Origin of the sequence: Pseudomonas sp. (assembly GCF_026224925.1) — a bacterium.
Taxonomy (GTDB): Bacteria; Pseudomonadota; Gammaproteobacteria; order Pseudomonadales; family Pseudomonadaceae; genus Aquipseudomonas.
Genome location: NZ_JAMFRV010000435.1, coordinates 1 through 19,193, shown reverse-complemented (window position 1 = coordinate 19,193; position 19,193 = coordinate 1). Strand labels below are relative to the sequence as shown.

The 19,193-nt window shown below is 56.3% G+C and carries 16 protein-coding genes; 6 read left to right on the top strand and 10 right to left on the bottom strand.

Translation table 11 applies throughout. The features are described from left to right. The coding region (locus M0974_RS18850) for a hypothetical protein (RefSeq protein WP_297840084.1) at positions 1 to 96 on the bottom strand (96 nt) is incomplete at its 3' end. 108 nt (positions 97 to 204) lie between these two features. Continuing rightward, the gene (gene ppsA, locus M0974_RS18845) at positions 205 to 2,580 is read right to left on the bottom strand and encodes a phosphoenolpyruvate synthase (RefSeq protein ID WP_297840072.1); all 2,376 of its coding nucleotides are present in this window, start codon (positions 2,578 to 2,580) and stop codon (positions 205 to 207) included. A 172-nt stretch (positions 2,581 to 2,752) separates the two neighbouring features. Here ppsA and M0974_RS18840 point away from each other — a divergent pair, with 172 nt between their 5' ends. After that, the gene (locus M0974_RS18840; RefSeq protein WP_297840070.1) at positions 2,753 to 3,571 is read left to right on the top strand and encodes a pyruvate, water dikinase regulatory protein; all 819 of its coding nucleotides are present in this window, start codon (positions 2,753 to 2,755) and stop codon (positions 3,569 to 3,571) included. 122 nt (positions 3,572 to 3,693) lie between these two features. Here the strand turns inward: M0974_RS18840 and prpD are convergent, their stop codons facing one another. From prpD to M0974_RS18810, 6 genes are all read right to left on the bottom strand, one after another. After that, a complete protein-coding gene (gene prpD / locus M0974_RS18835) occupies positions 3,694 to 5,178 on the bottom strand; it encodes a 2-methylcitrate dehydratase (protein WP_297840069.1) in 1,485 nt (494 codons plus the stop codon). Positions 5,179 to 5,304: 126 nt separating this feature from the next. Further along, a complete protein-coding gene (gene prpF, locus M0974_RS18830; protein ID WP_297840065.1) occupies positions 5,305 to 6,495 on the bottom strand; it encodes a 2-methylaconitate cis-trans isomerase PrpF in 1,191 nt (396 codons plus the stop codon). 21 nt (positions 6,496 to 6,516) lie between these two features. Then, positions 6,517 to 9,108 carry a Fe/S-dependent 2-methylisocitrate dehydratase AcnD gene (gene acnD, locus M0974_RS18825; protein WP_297840063.1) on the bottom strand — a complete coding sequence of 864 codons (2,592 nt, stop codon included), beginning with the start codon at positions 9,106 to 9,108 and terminating at the stop codon, positions 6,517 to 6,519. A gap of 91 nt (positions 9,109 to 9,199) precedes the next feature. After that, complete coding sequence (prpC, locus tag M0974_RS18820; protein WP_297840058.1) at positions 9,200 to 10,327, bottom strand: 2-methylcitrate synthase; 1,128 nt, start codon at positions 10,325 to 10,327, stop codon at positions 9,200 to 9,202. 92 nt (positions 10,328 to 10,419) lie between these two features. Continuing rightward, positions 10,420 to 11,307 carry a methylisocitrate lyase gene (prpB, locus tag M0974_RS18815; RefSeq protein WP_297840057.1) on the bottom strand — a complete coding sequence of 296 codons (888 nt, stop codon included), beginning with the start codon at positions 11,305 to 11,307 and terminating at the stop codon, positions 10,420 to 10,422. After that, positions 11,304 to 12,020, bottom strand: coding sequence for a GntR family transcriptional regulator (locus M0974_RS18810; protein WP_297840081.1), 717 nt, complete (start codon positions 12,018 to 12,020; stop codon positions 11,304 to 11,306). The genes prpB and M0974_RS18810 overlap by 4 nt, the downstream gene beginning before the upstream one ends. Before the next feature lie 294 nt (positions 12,021 to 12,314). Between M0974_RS18810 and M0974_RS18805 the strand changes: the two genes are divergently transcribed. From M0974_RS18805 to pabB, 4 genes are read left to right on the top strand one after another with little or no spacing between them, the layout of a single operon-like run. Beyond that, positions 12,315 to 12,851 carry an ATP-dependent zinc protease gene (locus M0974_RS18805; RefSeq protein WP_297840050.1) on the top strand — a complete coding sequence of 179 codons (537 nt, stop codon included), beginning with the start codon at positions 12,315 to 12,317 and terminating at the stop codon, positions 12,849 to 12,851. Between the two features lie 5 nt (positions 12,852 to 12,856). Beyond that, on the top strand, positions 12,857 to 14,413 hold the full coding sequence (locus M0974_RS18800; RefSeq protein ID WP_297840047.1) for an inactive transglutaminase family protein: 1,557 nt from the start codon (positions 12,857 to 12,859) through the stop codon (positions 14,411 to 14,413). Beyond that, entirely contained in the window at positions 14,413 to 15,396 is a 984-nt protein-coding gene (locus M0974_RS18795) for an alpha-L-glutamate ligase-like protein (protein ID WP_297840079.1), read from the top strand. The genes M0974_RS18800 and M0974_RS18795 overlap by 1 nt, the downstream gene beginning before the upstream one ends. Positions 15,397 to 15,456: 60 nt before the next feature. Then, on the top strand, positions 15,457 to 16,800 hold the full coding sequence (pabB, locus tag M0974_RS18790; protein WP_297840075.1) for an aminodeoxychorismate synthase component I: 1,344 nt from the start codon (positions 15,457 to 15,459) through the stop codon (positions 16,798 to 16,800). A gap of 148 nt (positions 16,801 to 16,948) precedes the next feature. Here the strand turns inward: pabB and thrH are convergent, their stop codons facing one another. Continuing rightward, positions 16,949 to 17,566, bottom strand: a complete 618-nt coding sequence (thrH, locus tag M0974_RS18785) for a bifunctional phosphoserine phosphatase/homoserine phosphotransferase ThrH (RefSeq protein ID WP_297840044.1) — start codon at positions 17,564 to 17,566, stop codon at positions 16,949 to 16,951. A 178-nt stretch (positions 17,567 to 17,744) separates the two neighbouring features. On the opposite strand from thrH, the gene M0974_RS18780 reads away from it, so the two are divergent. After that, a complete protein-coding gene (locus tag M0974_RS18780; RefSeq protein ID WP_297840041.1) occupies positions 17,745 to 18,479 on the top strand; it encodes a phosphoadenylyl-sulfate reductase in 735 nt (244 codons plus the stop codon). A 32-nt stretch (positions 18,480 to 18,511) separates the two neighbouring features. Here the strand turns inward: M0974_RS18780 and M0974_RS18775 are convergent. Next, positions 18,512 to 19,193 (bottom strand): LysR substrate-binding domain-containing protein (locus M0974_RS18775; RefSeq protein WP_297840040.1); only part of this gene is annotated, 682 nt, incomplete at its 5' end.

Genomic DNA, 19,193 nt, shown 5'->3' with positions numbered 1-19,193 from the left:
GTTGGCGGGTTTTAAACGGTATACGTCCTCAATCAGATCGCCACGACGTTCGGCGCTGATCAAGGCCACTGGAAAGAGATCGCTGCTGCTTTGCATATTGCTCTTGCACAAAAAAGGCGGTTCCTGAAAACCGCCTTACCAGAATGTGACCGACCCACCTAAGTGGGCCGGGGTTTAGCACGTGCTACAGCACTCGTGAGCCCATCAGACCGGAGCTTGTTCTTCAGCCAGGAAGAACCATGTTTCCAAGACGGAGTCCGGGTTCAGCGAGACACTTTCGATGCCTTGATCCATCAACCAGCGCGCCAGATCCGGGTGATCGGAAGGGCCCTGACCGCAGATACCGATGTATTTTCCAGCCTTGTTGCACGCCTGAATCGCGTTGGACAAGAGCTTTTTGACCGCAGGGTTACGCTCGTCGAACAGGTGGGCGATGATCCCGGAGTCACGATCCAGGCCCAATGTCAGCTGGGTCAGGTCGTTGGAGCCAATCGAGAAGCCGTCGAAGAATTCAAGAAACTCTTCAGCCAGAATCGCGTTGGACGGCAATTCGCACATCATGATGATGCGCAGACCGTTTTCACCCCGTACCAAACCGTTGGCAGCCAGCAGGTCAATGACCTGGCTCGCTTCGCCCAAGGTCCGCACAAACGGCACCATGATTTCGACGTTGGTCAGGCCCATATCATTGCGCACCCGCTTAAGCGCGCGGCATTCCAGTTCGAAGCAGTCGCGGAAGCTTTCGCTGATATAACGCGAAGCGCCACGGAAACCCAACATCGGGTTTTCTTCTTCTGGCTCGTACAGCTTGCCACCGATCAAGTTGGCGTATTCGTTGGACTTGAAGTCCGACAAACGCACGATGACCTTCTTCGGCGTGAACGCAGCAGCGAGGGTGCTGATGCCTTCTACTAGTTTCTCGACGTAAAACCCGACCGGATCGTCGTAGCCAGCAATGCGCTTGTCGACGCTGTCTTTAATTTCCTGCGGCAAACCGGCGTAATTCAACAGCGCTTTCGGGTGAACGCCGATCATGCGGTTGATGATGAACTCCAGTCGCGCCAAGCCAACACCGGCGTTGGGTAACTGGGCAAAATCGAATGCGCGGTCGGGGTTACCGACGTTCATCATGATTTTGAACGGCAGATCAGGCATGGCATCAACAGAATTCTTCTTGATGTCGAAGCCCAACTCACCCTCGAAGATGTAACCGGTGTCGCCTTCAGCACACGAAACGGTGACGCCCTGCCCGTCTTTCAACAGTTCAGTGGCGTTGCCGCAGCCCACAACTGCCGGAATACCCAGCTCGCGAGCGATGATTGCCGCATGGCACGTCCGGCCGCCACGGTTAGTGACGATGGCGCTGGCGCGCTTCATCACTGGTTCCCAATCCGGGTCAGTCATGTCCGACACGAGCACGTCGCCCGGCTGGACCTTGTCCATCTCGGAAACATCTTTGATGATCCGCACCTTACCGGCGCCGATCCGCTGACCGATTGCGCGGCCTTCCACCAATACAGTGCCGGTTTCCTTGAGCAGGTAACGCTCCATGACGTTGGCCGAAGTACGGCTTTTCACGGTTTCAGGACGTGCCTGAACGATGTACAGCTTGCCATCGTCACCGTCTTTGGCCCATTCGATGTCCATCGGGCACTTGTAGTGCTTTTCGATGATCATTGCTTGCTTAGCCAGTTCGCTGACTTCCGCATCGCTCAGACAGAACCGTGCGCGATCAGCAGGCGGTACATCGATAACCTTGACCGATTTACCGGCCTTGGCTTCGTCGCCGTAGATCATCATGATCGCCTTGCTGCCCAGGTTGCGGCGCAAGATCGCAGGACGACCAGCTTCAAGGGTGTTTTTGTGAACGTAGAACTCGTCCGGGTTCACTGCGCCCTGAACCACGGTTTCGCCCAAGCCGTAAGCGCCGGTGATGAACACGACGTCGCGGAAACCAGATTCGGTGTCCAACGTGAACATAACGCCAGCAGTACCGGTTTCGGAGCGAACCATGCGCTGCACGCCAGCCGACAACGCGACCAACTTGTGGTCGAAGCCTTGATGCACGCGATAAGAGATGGCTCGGTCGTTAAACAACGAGGCGAACACTTCTTTTGCCGCACGAATGACGTTTTCAACGCCGCGGATGTTCAGGAAGGTTTCTTGCTGGCCCGCGAACGAGGCGTCTGGCAAATCTTCAGCGGTGGCCGAAGAGCGCACGGCGACGGCCAGATTAGGGTTGCCCGCCGACAGTTCGGCGAAGGCAGTGCGGATTTCCGCGTTGAGTTTCTCGGGAAACTCGGCGTCCATGATCCAGGCGCGAATTTGCGCACCGGTCTTGGCCAACGCGTTGACATCATCGACATCGAGGGCATCGAGGGCCGCATGGATCTGATCATTCAAACCGCTTAACTCAAGAAAATCACGATACGCTTGAGCCGTAGTGGCGAAGCCACCGGGAACCGAAACACCGGCACCCGCGAGGTTGCTGATCATCTCGCCGAGGGATGCGTTCTTGCCCCCCACGTGCTCTACATCATGGACGCCGAGCTTATCGAGGGAAACTACGTACTCTACCAAGGTGATCTCTCCACTAACTGTGTTGGGAAAAGCTCAGGGCGCTGAAACTACAAGAGCGGTTCCGAGCGTGTGTGGCCTGGACCTGCAAAATAAGTGAGAATGCCGACGCTCAAGGTCCGCCAGCGGGCCTATCATATCTAACAATCGACATCAGCTTAAGGCCCCGGCGCAAATGAAACGATCTGCTTTCTTTATCTCCGACGGCACAGGCATTACTGCCGAGACCCTCGGTCAAAGCTTGTTAGCGCAATTCGAAAACATAACCTTCAACAAGTTCACGCGGCCCTACATCGACAGCGTCGAAAAGGCGCGCGCAATGGTACAACAGATCAACGCCGCCGGGGACAAGGACGAGCTTCGACCGATCATTTTCGACACCATTGTGAATCAGGAAATTCGTGAAGTCCTGGCGACGTCCAATGGTTTCATGATCGATATCTTTTCGACATTCCTCGCCCCGCTGGAGCAAGAGCTTAGTTCACACTCATCCTACTCAGTGGGGAAATCTCACTCTATCGGACACAACTCCAATTACATGGAGCGCATCGAGGCGGTGAACTTCGCCCTGGACAACGACGATGGCGCACGCACGCACTATTACGACAAGGCCGACCTGATTCTGGTGGGCGTCTCACGCTGCGGTAAAACCCCAACCTGCCTGTATATGGCCATGCAATTCGGGATTCGTGCCGCGAATTATCCGCTGACCGAAGACGACATGGAGCGCCTGCAATTGCCTGCCGCGCTCAAGGAGCATCGTAGCAAATTATTTGGCCTGACTATTGATCCAGATCGCCTTACGGCTATTCGTCACGAACGTAAACCCAACAGCCGTTATTCCAGCTACGCGCAATGCGAATTCGAAGTGCGCGAAGTAGAAAGTTTGTTCCGTCGCGAAAACATCCCGCATATAAATTCCACGCACTTTTCGGTAGAAGAGATTTCCGCAAAAATCCTCGTGGAAAAAGGCGTGGAGCGTAGATTTAAATAACCGCGTCCGAACTTGGGCAACTCAAAAATCCTGTGGGACCGAATTTATTCGGGAATGAATTTCACATCCGGCATCGCCTGTGCCTGACACGATGTTTTCCCGAATAAATTCGGTCCCACTGGTCAAATCACGAACAAATCCACAAACCGATTAACTGGCATGGTCTCCAGCATCTCCTGATCTTTACACAGCGCAAAGATCTCAGCGCTGCGTTGGGCGGTGAACCGAGTCGCCAAATTGCTGTTGAATTTGTCTTCAAGCAACGGAATACCTTCAACGCGGCGCCGGCGGTGGCCGATCGGGTATTCGACCTCTACCTTCTCAGTGCTCGACCCGTCCTTGAAAAACACCTGAACTGCGTTGGCAATCGAGCGTTTATCTGCTTCCAGATACTCGCGGGTATAACGGGAATCCTCAACGATCACCATCTTATCGCGCAGCTGGTCAATGATCGGATGCGCGGCGTGGAAGTCGTCTTCGTACTGCTCGGCAACCAGATCGCCATAGGCCAATGGCACGGCCACCATGTACTGAATGCAGTGATCACGGTCGGCGGCATTGGCCAGTTTGCCCTGCTTGGAAATAATCCGAATCGCTGATTCATGGGTGGTAATGACGATTCTGTCGATCTCGCTCAGGCGACTCCTGATCTGCGGGTGCAGCGTCACTGCTGCTTCGCACGCCGTCTGGGCATGAAACTCAGCGGGAAAGCTGATTTTGAACAGCACGTTTTCCATCACATAGGTGCCGTAGGCCTGGGACAGGCTAAACGCGCGCTTGTCCTCGGGTTTAAGCGCCAGGTCGTTGTTGGTATGGCTGAACAACACGTCGTAAAAGCCCCACTGCGGCGCACTCAATACACCGGGAATGCCCATCTCACCGCGCATGGCGATGTCCGCCAGACGCACGCCCCGGCTTGAGGCATCGCCCGCCGCCCAGGATTTACGCGAGCCCGCGTTAGGCGCATGCCGGTAGGTGCGCAGCGCCTGACCATCGACAAAGGCATGGGATAGCGCCGACAGCAGTTGCTCGCGGTTAGCCCCCATCAATTTGGCAGTCACAGCAGTAGACGCTACCTTCACCAGCAGGACGTGATCAAGACCCACACGGTTGAAGGAGTTTTCCAGGGCAATCACGCCTTGAATCTCATGGGCCATGATCATCGCCTCCAACACCGCACGCATGGTCAGCGGCGCATCGCCATTGGCCACGCGTTTTTGCGACAGATGATCCGCCACCGCAAGAATGCCGCCGAGGTTGTCCGAAGGATGACCCCACTCCGCCGCCAGCCAAGTGTCGTTGTAATCAAGCCAGCGAACGATACAGCCAATGTCCCACGCAGCCTTGACCGGGTCCAGACGATAGCTGGTACCGGGGACGCGAGCGCCGAAAGGGACGACAGTGCCTTCAACAATCGGGCCCAAGTGTTTGGTGCACTCGGGAAAACGCAGCGCCAACAACCCACAACCCAAGGTATCCATCAAACAATTGCGCGCGGTGTTTAGCGCTTCTTTCGATTCGATCTTGTAATCCAGCACATAGTCGGCAATGTCCTGCAGGACCTTGTCGTAGTCTGGACGGTTGTTTAGTTCAACGTTGGCGCTCATCGTCAATACCTCCGTTTGATGCATAGATTGTGCTGTCTGCGCGGGCCTCTTCGCGAACGAGTTCGCTCCCACAGTTGGATCGCATTCCCCCTGTAGGAGCGAACTTGTTCGCGAAGTTTTTCAGGTTTAAATCACATCACCAGGCACTCGCACCGTCCCCTCCATCAACACCCGCGCACTGCGGCTCATGATGGCCTTGGTAACTTTCCACTCACCGTTTTCCTGAGTGGCTTCGGCGCCGACGCGCAAGGTGCCGGACGGGTGACCGAAACGCACGGCACTGCGCTTACTTCCACCTGCCGCGAGGTTAACCAAGGTCCCGGAAATCGCCGCTGCTGTGCCGATGGCTACGGCTGCGGTACCCATCATCGCGTGGTGCAGTTTGCCCATGGACATGGCGCGGACCAACAGGTCAACGTCAGCGGCGGCGACTGCCTTGCCGCTGGACGCCGTGTAACCAGCCGGTGCCGCGACAATGGCGACCTTGGGGGTGTGCTGACGTGTGGCAGCCTCATCAAGGTGCTGAATCAGCCCCATACGCAGCGCGCCGTAAGCACGAATAGTCTCGAACTTCGAGAGCGCCTTGGGGTCGCCGTTAATATCGCTTTGCAGCTCGGTACCGGTATAGCCAATGTCTTGTGCGTTGACAAATATGGTCGGAATGCCTGCATTGATCATCGTCACCTTCAACGTCCCAACGCCGGGCACTTCCAGCTCATCGATCAGGTTACCCGTGGGAAACATCGAACCGCCCGCACCCTCTTCTTCGGCAGCCGGATTGATGAATTCCAGCTGCACCTCAGCGGCAGGAAAAGTCACACCGTCCAGTTCGAAGTCACCGGTTTCCTGCACCGCGCCATCGGTAATCGGCACATGGGCAATAATCGTCTTGCCGATGTTGGCTTGCCAGATACGCACGATGGCCACGCCGTTGTGCGGGACACGACTGGCATCCACCAGGCCATTGCTGATGGCAAACGGTCCGACTGCCGCAGAAAGGTTGCCGCAGTTGCCGCTCCAATCCACGAACGGCTTGTCGATGGACACCTGACCAAACAGGTAATCGACGTCATGATCAGCCTTGATGCTTTTCGACAGGATCACAGTCTTGCTGGTGCTGGACGTCGCCGCACCCATGCCATCGATTTGCTTGTCGTACGGATCGGGGCTGCCGATCACCCGCAACAACAACGCATCCCGCGCCGCGCCCGGAATCTGTGCCGCTTCGGGCAGGTCTTGCAGGCGAAAGAACACGCCCTTGCTAGTGCCGCCACGCATGTAGGTGGCGGCTATCTTGATTTGTGCTGGGTGAGCCATGGAATAGATGTCCTGTATGGCTTAAGCCGTGGCCGATTCGAGGAAGTCTTGTGCGAAACGTTGCAGCACACCACCCGCTTCGTAGATCGACGCCTCTTCCGCAGTGTCCAAACGGCAGGTGACCGGTACTTCGAGTCGCTCGCCGTTCTTGCGATTGATCACCAGTGTCAGGGTGGTACGCGGAATGCGCTCACCGATCACGTCGAATGTTTCACTGCCGTCGATGCCCAGCGTGGTGCGATTGACCCCCGGCTTAAACTCCAGCGGCAACACGCCCATGCCCACCAAATTAGTCCGGTGAATACGCTCGAAACCTTCAGCAGCGATAGCTTCAACACCCGCCAAACGCACCCCTTTGGCTGCCCAATCGCGGGATGAACCCTGGCCGTAATCCGCGCCAGCAATAATAATCAGCGGCTGCTTGCGCTCCATGTAGGTTTCGATGGCTTCCCACATGCGCGTGACCTGACCTTCAGGCTCGATACGGGTCAGGGAGCCTTCTTTGAGCTTGCCGTCGACCATGGCCATTTCGTTACGCAGGCGCGGGTTAGCAAAGGTCGCGCGCTGTGCGGTCAAATGATCACCGCGGTGCGTGGCGTAAGAGTTGAAGTCCACCTCCGGCAGGCCCATTTTCGCCAGGTATTCACCGGCGGCGCTGTCGAGCATGATCGCGTTGGACGGCGATAAATGGTCAGTGGTGATGTTGTCCGGCAGCACAGCCAGCGGGCGCATACCGGTCAGCGTACGCTCACCGGCCAGCGCGCCTTCCCAATACGGCGGACGACGGATGTAGGTACTTTGTGGACGCCAGTCGTAAAGCGGACCCACTTTGACGCCGTCGTCTTCCTGGATGGCGAACATCGGGATGTAGACCTGATTGAACTGCGCGGGCTTGACGCTGGCTTTAAATACCGAATCGATTTCTTCGTCAGTCGGCCAGATGTCCTTCAAGGTCACCGAATTGCCATCGGCGTCGATGCCCAATACGTCTTTTTCAATGTCGAAACGAATCGTCCCGGCAATGGCGTAGGCGACCACCAACGGTGGCGAAGCCAGGAATGCCTGCTGCGCGTACGGGTGAATCCGCCCGTCAAAGTTACGGTTACCGGACAATACCGCTGTCGCATACAGCTTGCGGTCCACTACTTCCTGTTGAATGACCGGGTCCAGTGCGCCAGACATGCCGTTGCACGAGGTGCACGCATAAGCGACGACGCCGAAGCCCAGCTGTTCCAGCTCCGAGAGCAAACCACCTTCCTGGAGATACAAGGTCACGGTTTTCGAGCCGGGCGCCAGTGAGGTTTTCACCCACGGCTTACGCGTCAGGCCCAAGCGGTTAGCGTTACGTGCCAGCAACCCGGCGGCAATCATATTGCGCGGGTTGTTGGTGTTGGTGCAGCTGGTGATCGCGGCGATGATCACCGCGCCATCTGGCATCAAACCTGGTTCATTCTCGACGACGCCACTGATCCCACGCGCTGCCAATTCAGAGGTTGGCACGCGGTTGTGCGGGTTCGACGGCCCGGCGATGTTACGCACTACGCTGGACAGGTCGAAAGAAATCACGCGCTCGTATTCGGCGTTTTTCAGGCTGTCGGCCCACAAACCGGTTTCCTTGGCATACAACTCGACCAAGCGAACCTGTTCATCATCGCGCCCGGTGAGTTTCAGGTAATCGATGGTTTGTTTGTCGATGTAGAACATGGCCGCCGTAGAACCAAACTCCGGGGTCATGTTGGAAATGGTCGCGCGGTCACCCAAGGTCAGGTGCGAAGCGCCCACGCCGTAAAATTCCAGATAAGACGAGACGACTTTTTGGTTGCGCAGGAACTCGGTCAGAGCCAATACGATGTCGGTGGCGGTGATCCCTTCTTGCGGCTTGCCGCTGAGTTCAACACCGATGATATCCGGCAGGCGCATCCATGAGGCGCGACCGAGCATAACGCTTTCAGCTTCAAGGCCGCCGACGCCAATGGCGATCACGCCAAGCGCATCAACCATCGGCGTGTGGCTGTCGGTGCCAACCAACGTGTCTGGGAACGCCACGCCATTGAGCACCTGAATCACCGGCGACATCCGCTCAAGGTTGATCTGGTGCAAGATGCCGTTACCGGGTGGAATCACGTCGATGTTCTTGAAGGCTTTCTTGGTCCAGTTGATGAAGTGAAAGCGGTCTTCGTTGCGACGGTCTTCAATCGAACGGTTCTTTTCAAACGCATCCTTCTCAAAACCGCCATGCTCGACGGCCAGCGAGTGGTCAACCACCAGTTGTGTCGGCACCACCGGATTGACCAACGCCGGATCACCACCTTGGGCAGCAATCGCATCGCGCAAACCAGCAAGATCGACCAGTGCGGTTTGCCCAAGAATATCGTGGCAGACGACGCGCGCCGGGAACCACGGGAAGTCGAGATCACGCTTGCGATCAATCAACTGGCCCAACGATGCGTTCAGGGTTGCAGGGTCACAACGGCGCACCAGGTTTTCGGCAAACACGCGGGAGGTGTACGGCAGCGTGTCGTAGGCCCCCGGCTTGATGGCCTCCACCGCAGCGCGGGTGTCGAAATAATCCAGCCGGGTGCCGGGCAGGTTCTTGCGAAATTCACTATTCATGGCGATGGGGACTCAATCACGGGCTTTATTCAAGGATCGGGGCCAAAGGGTCAGGGAGCGGTACAGCATTGCACCACTCCCCTGCTCCCGATCAGCGTTGTTCGATTGGCACGAACTTGCGCTGCTCGACACCGATGTACTCGGCGCTTGGACGGATAATACGGTTGTTGGCACGCTGTTCGAAGACGTGAGCCGCCCAGCCTGTCAGGCGCGAGCAGACAAAGATCGGCGTGAACAGCTTGGTTGGAATGCCCATGAAGTGGTACGTCGAGGCGTGGTAAAAATCAGCATTCGGAAACAGTTTTTTCTGCTCCCACATGGTTTTGTCGATAGCTTCGGAGACCGGGTACAGAACAGTGTCACCCGCTTCGTCGGCGAGCTTTTTCGCCCAGCCTTTGATCACTTCGTTACGCGGATCGGAGATTTTATAGATCGCGTGACCGAAGCCCATGATCTTGTCTTTGCGCTCCAGCATCGCCAGCGTGCCTTTGACCGCCTCTTCAGCCGAACCGAAGCGCTCGATCATTTCCATGGCAGCTTCGTTGGCGCCGCCATGCAACGGTCCGCGCAAGGTGCCGATGGCGGCAGTGATGCACGAATAAAGGTCCGACAGGGTCGAGGCACAGACTCGCGCGGTGAAGGTCGAGGCGTTGAATTCGTGTTCGGCGTAGAGAATCAGTGATACGTCCATCACTTTACGGTGCAGTTCGCTAGGTTTTTTATCCAGCAGCAACTGCAGGAAATGCCCGCCGATGGATTCTTCGTCTGTCACGCAGTTCAGGCGAACGCCATCGTGGCTGAAACGGTACCAGTAGCACATGATCGCCGGGAACGCCGCCAACAGTCGGTCAGTGCTGTCACGTTGCTGGTCGAAGCTCGCTTCCGGCTCTAGCGTACCGAGCATCGACGCGCCGGTGCGCATCACGTCCATCGGATGGGTGTCGGCAGGAATGCGCTCTAGCACTTCCTTCAAGGCTTGCGGCAAATCACGCAGACCTTGCAGCTTCTTCAAGTAAGCAGCCAATTGGGTTGTAGTCGGCAATTCGCCATACAGCAGCAGATACGCCACTTCTTCGAAACGCGCCTCGGCGGCCAGTTCACGCACGTCATAGCCACGGTACGTCAGGCCAGCGCCTTCTTGGCCGACGGTCGACAACGCAGTCTGCCCGGCGACTTGGCCCCGCAGGCCAGCCCCGCTCAACACTTTTGCTTCAGCCATTGCTTTCTCCAATCTTGAAATTATTCGGGAGCACCATTGAACTGCACACGGCAATTGCGTCCGGACAGGTTATGCCCGGATCAACGTTCAAATCATTTTTTGTTAGCGAAGAGTGCGTCGAGCTTTTGCTCGAAGGTGTGGTAATCAATCGCGTCGTACAACTCCATGCGCGTCTGCATGGTGTCCACTACGTTTTTCTGGGTGCCGTCGCGGCGGATCGCACCGTAAACGTTTTCTGCCGCCTTGTTCATGGCACGGAACGCCGACAACGGGTACAGCACCAGAGAAACATCGGCGGATTTCAATTCATCGACGGTGAACAGCGGCGTGGCGCCGAATTCAGTGATGTTGGCCAGAATCGGCACACCCACCCGGGCAGCAAACAGTTTGTACATCTCCAGCTCGGTAATGGCTTCCGGAAACACCATGTCGGCGCCGGCTTCGATGCACGCGGCAGCGCGGTCCAGTGCAGACTCCAAGCCTTCGACGGCCAATGCATCGGTACGCGCCATGATCACAAAGCTGTCGTCGGTGCGGGCATCAACCGCGGCTTTGATCCGGTCGACCATTTCCTGCTGCGAGACAATTTCTTTACCGGGGCGATGGCCGCAACGTTTAGCGCCGACCTGATCTTCGATATGAATAGCCGCTGCGCCGAACTTGATCATCGAGCGCACAGTGCGCGCCACGTTGAAGGCTGACGAGCCAAAGCCGGTGTCGACATCAACTAACAGTGGCAGGTCGCAGACATCGGTGATCCGCCGTACGTCGGTCAGCACGTCGTCCAACCCGGTAATGCCGAGGTCTGGCAGGCCCAATGAACCGGCAGCCACACCGCCACCCGACAGATAAATAGCTTTGAAGCCGGCGCGTTTGGCCAACAGCGCGTGGTTAGCGTTGATTGCGCCGACCACTTGCAGCGGGTGTTCGTTGGCGACGGCATCACGGAAGCGCTGGCCGGGAGTATTGTTATTGCTCATTTTTCACCTCGGGCTGTGGAGTGTGGAGCGGCTTGATAGTGGCGCTCAATGTTGCGTTTCGATGCGCCGATGTGTCGGCGCATCAACAGTTCAGCCAGTTCGCCATCACGCTCGGCGATGGCATCCAGAATTCGGTGGTGTTCGGCAAATGCCTGCCGCGGACGATTGGGCGTTGCAGAGAACTGGATGCGGTACATGCGCACCAGTTGGTACATGTCGCCGCAAAGCATCTGTGCCAGGGTTTGATTGCCGCTGCCCTGAATGATCCGGTAATGAAAATCGAAGTCGCCTTCCTGCTGGTAGTAGCCAACGCCCGCCTGAAACGCCGCGTCGCGCTCATGGGTATCGAGGACCCGGCGCAACTCGTCAATCTCTTCAGTGGTCATGCGTTCAGCGGCCAGGCGACAGGCCATGCCTTCCAGCGATTCACGGATTTCGTAGAGTTCGATCAGTTCGGCATGACTCAGGGAAACCACTCGGGCACCGACGTGGGGGATACGCACCAGCAGGCGTTGCCCTTCCAGGCGATGGATCGCTTCACGCAACGGCCCGCGACTGATGCCATAGGTGCGTGCCAACTCAGGCTCTGAGATCTTGCTGCCCGGCGCAATATCGCCTTTGACGATAGCCGCCTGGATGCGTCGGAAGACGTTTTCAGACAACGTCTCGGAATCATCCTGCATAGAGCCTGCTATTTCAGCCTCATCCAACATAGTGTCAACACCTTGGTCGCCAATGGCGCTAAAACTAGCCATAAAAGGCAAATACGTCAATGTAAAAAACAACACTGTCGACAATCGTCTAACATGGCACCCAATTGCGACGGATATTTCCTACTGTGCGCCACGAGCCCAACACGGTAAAACCTTCATGCTAGAATGCCGCGCGCATCGGCAGACTGAACCGACTTCATTGCCTGGCTCCATTACCCGCCTGCGCTGCATGTCAGGCCAGGAAGGTCGAGCGCATGTTGCTGAACATGTTTGTCATTTATTGCGCCAGGACCTATGAGACTCAAACGCCTCCTCACCCTCCTCTGTTTATTGCTTGTGCCCGGTGTAAGCGCCGCCGCTGACAAGACCGTGTATGGCCTGAACGAATACGCGACCCTTTCGGACATTGATCTGGAAGTGGCGGCGAAACTCGACACCGGCGCCAAAACGGCGTCCTTGAGCGCTCGTGACATCACACGGTTCAAGCGCAACGGCGAACACTGGGTACGTTTTTACCTGGCCATCGATGACGCCCACGCACACCCTATTGAACGCCCCTTGGCCCGAGACAGCCGGATCAAACGCCGAGCCAGCGATTACGACCCCGATGACGACAAGAAATACACCGCGCGCCCGGTAATCAGCCTGGATGTGTGCCTGGGGAATACTTTACGAACCATAGAAGTGAACTTGACTGATAGAAGTGCTTTCCAATACCCGCTTTTAATTGGTTCAGAAGCACTGAAGCATTTTGATGCGCTGATCGACCCCAGTCTTAAATACGCGGCCGGCAAACCTGCCTGCGCTACCGTCGCTCATATCGCAGAGTAATACCCATGCGCTCCATCACCCTCCATTTGAGAATCTTGATTGCCGTCCTGGTGACCTTGGGGATAGCGATCACGGCTTATCAGATTCTCGCTCTCGGCATCCCGGTCACCGAAGATGAAACCGACGACCTGTGGAACATCGACGCCAAAGTCGAGTTCGTCGCCAACCCTAAAGACCCAGTCAAGATCCAGATGTTCGTTCCGCCACTGAGCCACGACTTCGTCAGTCTTAACGAAAGCTTTATTTCCAACAATTACGGGGTCAGCGTCAATCGTGTTGACGGCAACCGTAAAGTCACCTGGTCGGCCCGACGCGCCAGTGGCAACCAAACCCTTTATTACCGACTGGTGCTGACCAAACGCTATAGCGGTGACAAACCGAAAATCAAAGGCCCGACGTTTCGCGACAGCATTGCCATTGAAGGCCCGGAAAAAATCGCCGCCGAAGCCCTGCTGGCGCCGATTCGCCAGCACTCGGCCGACACCGAAACATTCATTACCGAAGCCATCAAGCAGGTCAACAACCTGGGTGATGACAACGTAAAACTGCTGCTGGCCGGCGACACCGCCACCGCCAACAAAGCCCGAATCACTGAGCTGCTACTGTCCGTTGCTCACGTACCGGTTGAAAAAGTCCACACCATCCGCTTGGTGGCCGATCAGCCGCAAACCCCTGAACTGTGGTTACGCAGTTTCAATGGCAAAACCTGGCTGTACTTCAACCCGGACACCGGCGAACAAGGCATGCCCACCGACCGGCTGCTGTGGTGGGTCGGCGACGAAAACCTGATCAGCGTCGAGGGCGGTAAAAAGGTCACGGTTAACTTCACGCTGAACAACAGCGAAATGAACGCCATTCGCTTGGCCAAGTTGACCGACGCCAATACCAACGGCGACTTCCTTGGTTATTCGCTGTACGGATTGCCGCTGCAAACCCAGCAGACATTTATGATCATGGTGATGATCCCGATTGGCGTATTGGTGATTCTGATCCTGCGCAACCTGGTGGGACTGGAGACGCTTGGCACGTTCACCCCCGTGCTGATCGCGTTGGCGTTTCGAGAGACGCAGCTGGGATTCGGTATTGTCCTGTTCACCATCATCACCGCGCTGGGCTTGTCGCTACGCTCTTATCTTGAGCATTTGAAACTGCAGATGTTGCCGCGGTTGTCAGTGGTGCTGACCTTTGTTGTAGTACTGATCGCCGCCATCAGTCTGTTCAGCCACAAACTGGGCCTGGAACGCGGTTTGTCGGTGGCGCTGTTCCCGATGGTGATTCTGACCATGACCATCGAACGCCTGTCGATCACCTGGGAAGAGCGTGGCAGCGGCCATGCCATGAAAGTCGCCATCGGCACGCTGTTCGCCGCCTCCTTGGCGCACATCATCATGAGCGTGCCGGAGCTGATCTACTTCGTCTTCACCTTCCCCGCCGTGCTGCTGATTCTGGTGGGTTTCATGCTGGCCATGGGCCGTTATCGCGGCTATCGCCTGACTGAGCTGTTCCGTTTCAAAGCCTTCCTCGATAAAGAGCTCAAGGAAGAGAAGGAACAGGTGAAATGATCGGCCTCTGGAAAACCTGGAAGGCCCTTGAAGCTCGCGGAATCATGGGCATCAACCGGCGCAATGCAGATTACGTGCTGAAGTACAACAAACGCAGTTTGTACCCGATTGTCGACGACAAAATCGTCACCAAAGAGCGCGCGATTCAAGCCGGGATCCATGTGCCACAGATGTACGGCGTGATCTCTACCGAGAAGGAAATTTCACGCCTCGACGAGATCATTGGTGGCCGCGACGACTTCGTCATCAAGCCGGCAAAAGGCGCGGGTGGCGATGGTATTTTGGTGATCGCAGACCGTTTCGAAGAGCGTTTTCGCACGATCTCAGGGAAGATCATCAGCCGCGAAGAAATTGAGCATCAGATTTCCAGCATCCTCACTGGCCTGTATTCACTGGGCGGTCACCGCGACCGCGCGCTGATTGAATACCGGGTCAAACCCGATCAGATATTCAAAAGCATCAGCTATGAAGGCGTGCCTGACATCCGCATTATCGTGTTGATGGGGTATCCAGTCATGGCGATGCTGCGATTGCCGACACGCCAATCCAACGGCAAAGCCAATCTGCACCAAGGCGCCATCGGCGTGGGGGTGGACCTGGCGACTGGCTTAACCCTGCAAGGCACTTGGCTCAACAGCATTATCCACAAACATCCAGATACCACTAATGCCGTGGATGGCGTGCAACTGCCCAATTGGGATGGCTTTATGAAGCTTTCCGCCGAATGCTACGAGCTGTGCGGCTTGGGTTATATCGGTGTGGACATGGTGCTGGATCAGGATAAAGGGCCGTTGATTCTGGAGCTTAATGCTCGGCCCGGCTTGAACATTCAGATCGCTAATGATTGTGGCTTGACGCATCGGACGAGGGCCGTGGAAGAACGCTTGGAACAACTGGCCGCTGAAGGCCGGACGGAAAGCCCCGAACAACGGGTTAAGTTTGTGCAAGAGCTATTTGGGCATGTGGCGTCGGTTTCCCCCTAGGAGCCCGCTCACGGGAGGATTACAATCGCTGCCCGCACGCCGATGACTGATTTTTTTCGAATGCCCACCTGCGCCGTACACCCACTGCCCTACAGCCCCAATCCATCCGATTATTTTTCGCGGATACGCCACGCGCCCGGCGCCATTTTGCTCGACAGTGGATGGCCAATCGCCGATCGAGGGCGCTTTGATCTGCTGAGCGCTTGGCCCTGCGAAGAGCTGCTGGCTGAGGCTGGGGAACTCGGCCATGTATTTCTCCAACGCGTGCGTAAAAGCATTGAGACGTTGGGGCGCGCCGAGTTACCGCACGATTGTCCATTACCGTTCGCGGGCGGAGTGATCGGTTACCTCGCTTATGACTTCGGTCGGCGCCTGGAGCCTCTCCCCGCTCTAGGTATTGATGATTTGCAACTGCCCGACGCAAGGCTTGGTGTTTATGCCTGGGCGCTGGTCAGCGACCATCTGCAACGTACCAGTCAGTTGGTGTTTCATCCGGCACTGGCGCTGCAGGAGCAGCAACGTTTACTGAAGTTATTTACTGAGGACTCAACCCCTCAGTTATCGACCTTCACACTGACAGCCCCTTTTGCGAGGAACCTCAGCGCCAGCGATTACCGAAGCGCCTTCTTACGCATTCAGTCCTATATTCAAGCGGGCGATTGTTATCAGGTTAATTTCGCCCAGCGTTTTCAGGCGAGTTATCAAGGTGATCCGTGGGCGGCTTATTGCGCACTGCGCAGCGCATGTCCAACGCCTTTTTCTGGCTATATAGCGTTGCCCGACGGTAATGCAGTGCTCAGCCTATCGCCGGAGCGCTTCGTCAAAGTCAGCAACAGGCACGTAGAAACACGCCCAATCAAAGGTACTCGCCCGCGCGGTATCGATCCGACCGAAGATGCGGCGTTTGCCGCCGAGTTATTGGTCAGCGATAAAGATCGGGCGGAGAACCTGATGATCGTCGATTTGTTGCGCAACGATCTTGGGCGCTCTTGCCGCATCGGCTCGGTAAAGGTGCCCGAGTTGTTCAGCCTGGAAACGTACCCGAATGTGCATCACTTGGTCAGCAGCGTGATCGGCGAGCTGGCGGATGACAAAGACCCAATTGACCTGATCGCAGGCAGTTTTCCAGGCGGTTCGATCACCGGCGCACCAAAGATCCGGGCGATGCAAATCATCGACGAGTTGGAGCCGACACGCCGTGCGTTGTACTGCGGATCGTTGATGTACCTGGACGTGCGTGGCGAAATGGACAGCTCCATCGCTATCCGCAGCCTTTTGCTAAAGGATGGGCAAGTCTCCTGCTGGGGCGGCGGCGCAATCGTCGCCGATTCAGAGTGCGAGGCCGAGTATCAAGAGTCGATCACCAAAGTGCGGATATTGCTGGAGACGCTGCAGGGGCTTTGATTTTTGCGTGATTTCAATGGCCTCTTCGCGAATGAATTCGCTCCCACAGAGCACAACCTCAGCAGGAACAATTCATTCCCACAGGGGGGAGCACACTCCCCTGTGGGACCGAATTTATTCGGGAAGGCGTTTCACCAGCCAAACACGATTACAAACTCAACTCACGATTGGAGGCCTTGATGAATTCCTTCTTCAGGTCTTCAAAGGTATGCACGGCCGGGAACTGAGGAAACTCACGGATCACATTCTCTGGCGCATGGAACAAAATTCCTGCGTCCGCTTCGCCGAGCATGGTGGTGTCGTTGTATGAGTCACCCGCTGCCACAACCCGGTAATACAAACTTTTGAAAGCCAATACCGACTGACGCTTCGGATCTTTCTGGCGCAACTGATAGCTCACCACCCGATCAGTCTCGTCGGTGATCAAGCGATGGCACAGCAGGGTCGGAAAACCCAACTGGCGCATCAGCGGTTGGGAAAACTCGTAGAAGGTGTCCGACAAAATCACCACCTGAAACCGCTCACGCAGCCAGTTGACGAACTCGATGGCGCCTTCCAGCGGCTTTAGCGTCGCAATCACAGCCTGGATATCAGAAAGCTTCAAGCCATGTTCGTCGAGGATGCGTAGACGTTGCTTCATCAGCACGTCGTAATCGGGAATATCCCGAGTGGTGGCTCTCAGGGATTCGATACCGGTTTTTTCGGCAAATGCGATCCAGATTTCCGGGACCAACACACCTTCCAGATCGAGACAGGCAATTTCCACAGATCACTCCTCGTACACTTCAATTTAGGCTAATCAATTAAGGCAGCAGCAAAACAAGCGGCACTCTAGCGGCTCAATCACGACGGCGCTACCCGTCAAACCGGGAAATGGCTCAAGCTTTTTGCTACTATCGCGCCCATACGAGCGCCAAGCGCCATACACCACAGGAAGCCGCCTGATGAGCCACCCCTTCGACGTCGCCGCCCTCGCCGCGACATACGCCAACAAATCTGCCCAGGATATTTTGAAACTGGCCTTCGAGCATTTCGGTGATGAGGTGTGGATCTCCTTCAGCGGCGCTGAAGACATCGTGCTGGTGGACATGGCCTGGAAGCTGAACAAAAACGTCAAAGTTTTCAGCCTCGACACCGGTCGCCTACACCCGGAAACCTATCGGTTTATCGAGCAGACCCGCGAGCACTACAAGATTGATATCGAACTCATGACGCCGGAACGGACCGCGCTGGAGCCGTTTGTCAAAGAAAAGGGTTTGTTCAGCTTCTATAAAGATGGCCACGGCGAATGCTGTGGCATCCGCAAAATCGAGCCACTGCGCCGCAAGCTGGCAGGTGTGAATGCCTGGGCCACTGGCCAACGCCGGGACCAGAGCCCAAGCACCCGCAGCGAAGTAGCAGTCATGGAAATTGACAGCGCATTTTCTACACCAGAGCGGCCCCTGTATAAATTCAACCCGCTGGCGCAAATGACCAGCGAAGAAATCTGGGGCTACATCCGCATGCTGGAGTTGCCTTACAACACCTTGCACGAGCGCGGGTTCATCAGCATTGGCTGTGAACCCTGCACCCGCCCGGTGTTGCCAAACCAGCACGAACGCGAAGGCCGTTGGTGGTGGGAAGAAGCTACGCAAAAAGAATGCGGATTACATTCCGGGAATTTGATCGCGAAGGTTTGAGTGTGAAGGCCACACTCCAAGCGTGAAACCGATCAATGCACCGGCAATTCAACATCGGCGAACAGCTCTTCAAGCTCTTGTTTATTGTGGCACTGAATGGCTTTGGCCATCACTTCACGGGTCAGGTGCGGTGCGAACTTCTCGATGAAATCGCACATGAAACCGCGCAAGAACGTACCGCGTCGAAAACCGATCTTGGTGATGCTGGACTCGAACAGTTCGCTGGCATCCAACACCACCAAGTCACTGTCAAGCTTGGAGTCCACTGCCATTTTCGCCACAATGCCGACGCCAAGGCCTAACCGAACGTAGGTCTTGATCACGTCGGCATCGGCTGCGGTAAATACCACTTTCGGCGTCAGGCCACGGTGGCTGAATGCTTCATCCAACTTCGAACGGCCAGTGAAGCCGAACACGTACGTGACGATCGGGTATTCAGCAAGCGTTTCCAGCGTCAACTTGGAGACCCTGGTCAGTGGGTGACCTTGGGGCACCACGACGCAACGGTTCCAGCGGTAGCACGGCATCATCACCAGGTCACCGAACAACTCCAGCGCCTCGGTAGCAATAGCGAAATCCACGGTACCATCAGCGGCCATTTCTGCAATTTGCATCGGCGACCCCTGGTGCATGTGCAGCGCGACGTCAGGGTATTGCTTGATAAAATTACTGATCACCGGGGGCAACGCATAACGCGCCTGGGTGTGAGTGGTC

What these genes read in the sequence shown, in the direction of transcription:
- M0974_RS18840 (WP_297840070.1), top strand. Translation starts at nt 2,753, where the DNA reads ATGAAACGATCTGCTTTCTTTATCTCCGACGGCACAGGCATTACTGCC.
- prpF (WP_297840065.1), bottom strand. Translation starts at nt 6,495, where the DNA reads ATGGCTCACCCAGCACAAATCAAGATAGCCGCCACCTACATGCGTGGC.
- pabB (WP_297840075.1), top strand. Translation starts at nt 15,457, where the DNA reads ATGCCCACCTGCGCCGTACACCCACTGCCCTACAGCCCCAATCCATCC.
- acnD (WP_297840063.1), bottom strand. Translation starts at nt 9,108, where the DNA reads ATGAATAGTGAATTTCGCAAGAACCTGCCCGGCACCCGGCTGGATTAT.
- M0974_RS18810 (WP_297840081.1), bottom strand. Translation starts at nt 12,020, where the DNA reads ATGTTGGATGAGGCTGAAATAGCAGGCTCTATGCAGGATGATTCCGAG.
- prpC (WP_297840058.1), bottom strand. Translation starts at nt 10,327, where the DNA reads ATGGCTGAAGCAAAAGTGTTGAGCGGGGCTGGCCTGCGGGGCCAAGTC.
- M0974_RS18800 (WP_297840047.1), top strand. Translation starts at nt 12,857, where the DNA reads ATGCGCTCCATCACCCTCCATTTGAGAATCTTGATTGCCGTCCTGGTG.
- prpB (WP_297840057.1), bottom strand. Translation starts at nt 11,307, where the DNA reads ATGAGCAATAACAATACTCCCGGCCAGCGCTTCCGTGATGCCGTCGCC.
- M0974_RS18805 (WP_297840050.1), top strand. Translation starts at nt 12,315, where the DNA reads ATGAGACTCAAACGCCTCCTCACCCTCCTCTGTTTATTGCTTGTGCCC.
- M0974_RS18780 (WP_297840041.1), top strand. Translation starts at nt 17,745, where the DNA reads ATGAGCCACCCCTTCGACGTCGCCGCCCTCGCCGCGACATACGCCAAC.
- prpD (WP_297840069.1), bottom strand. Translation starts at nt 5,178, where the DNA reads ATGAGCGCCAACGTTGAACTAAACAACCGTCCAGACTACGACAAGGTC.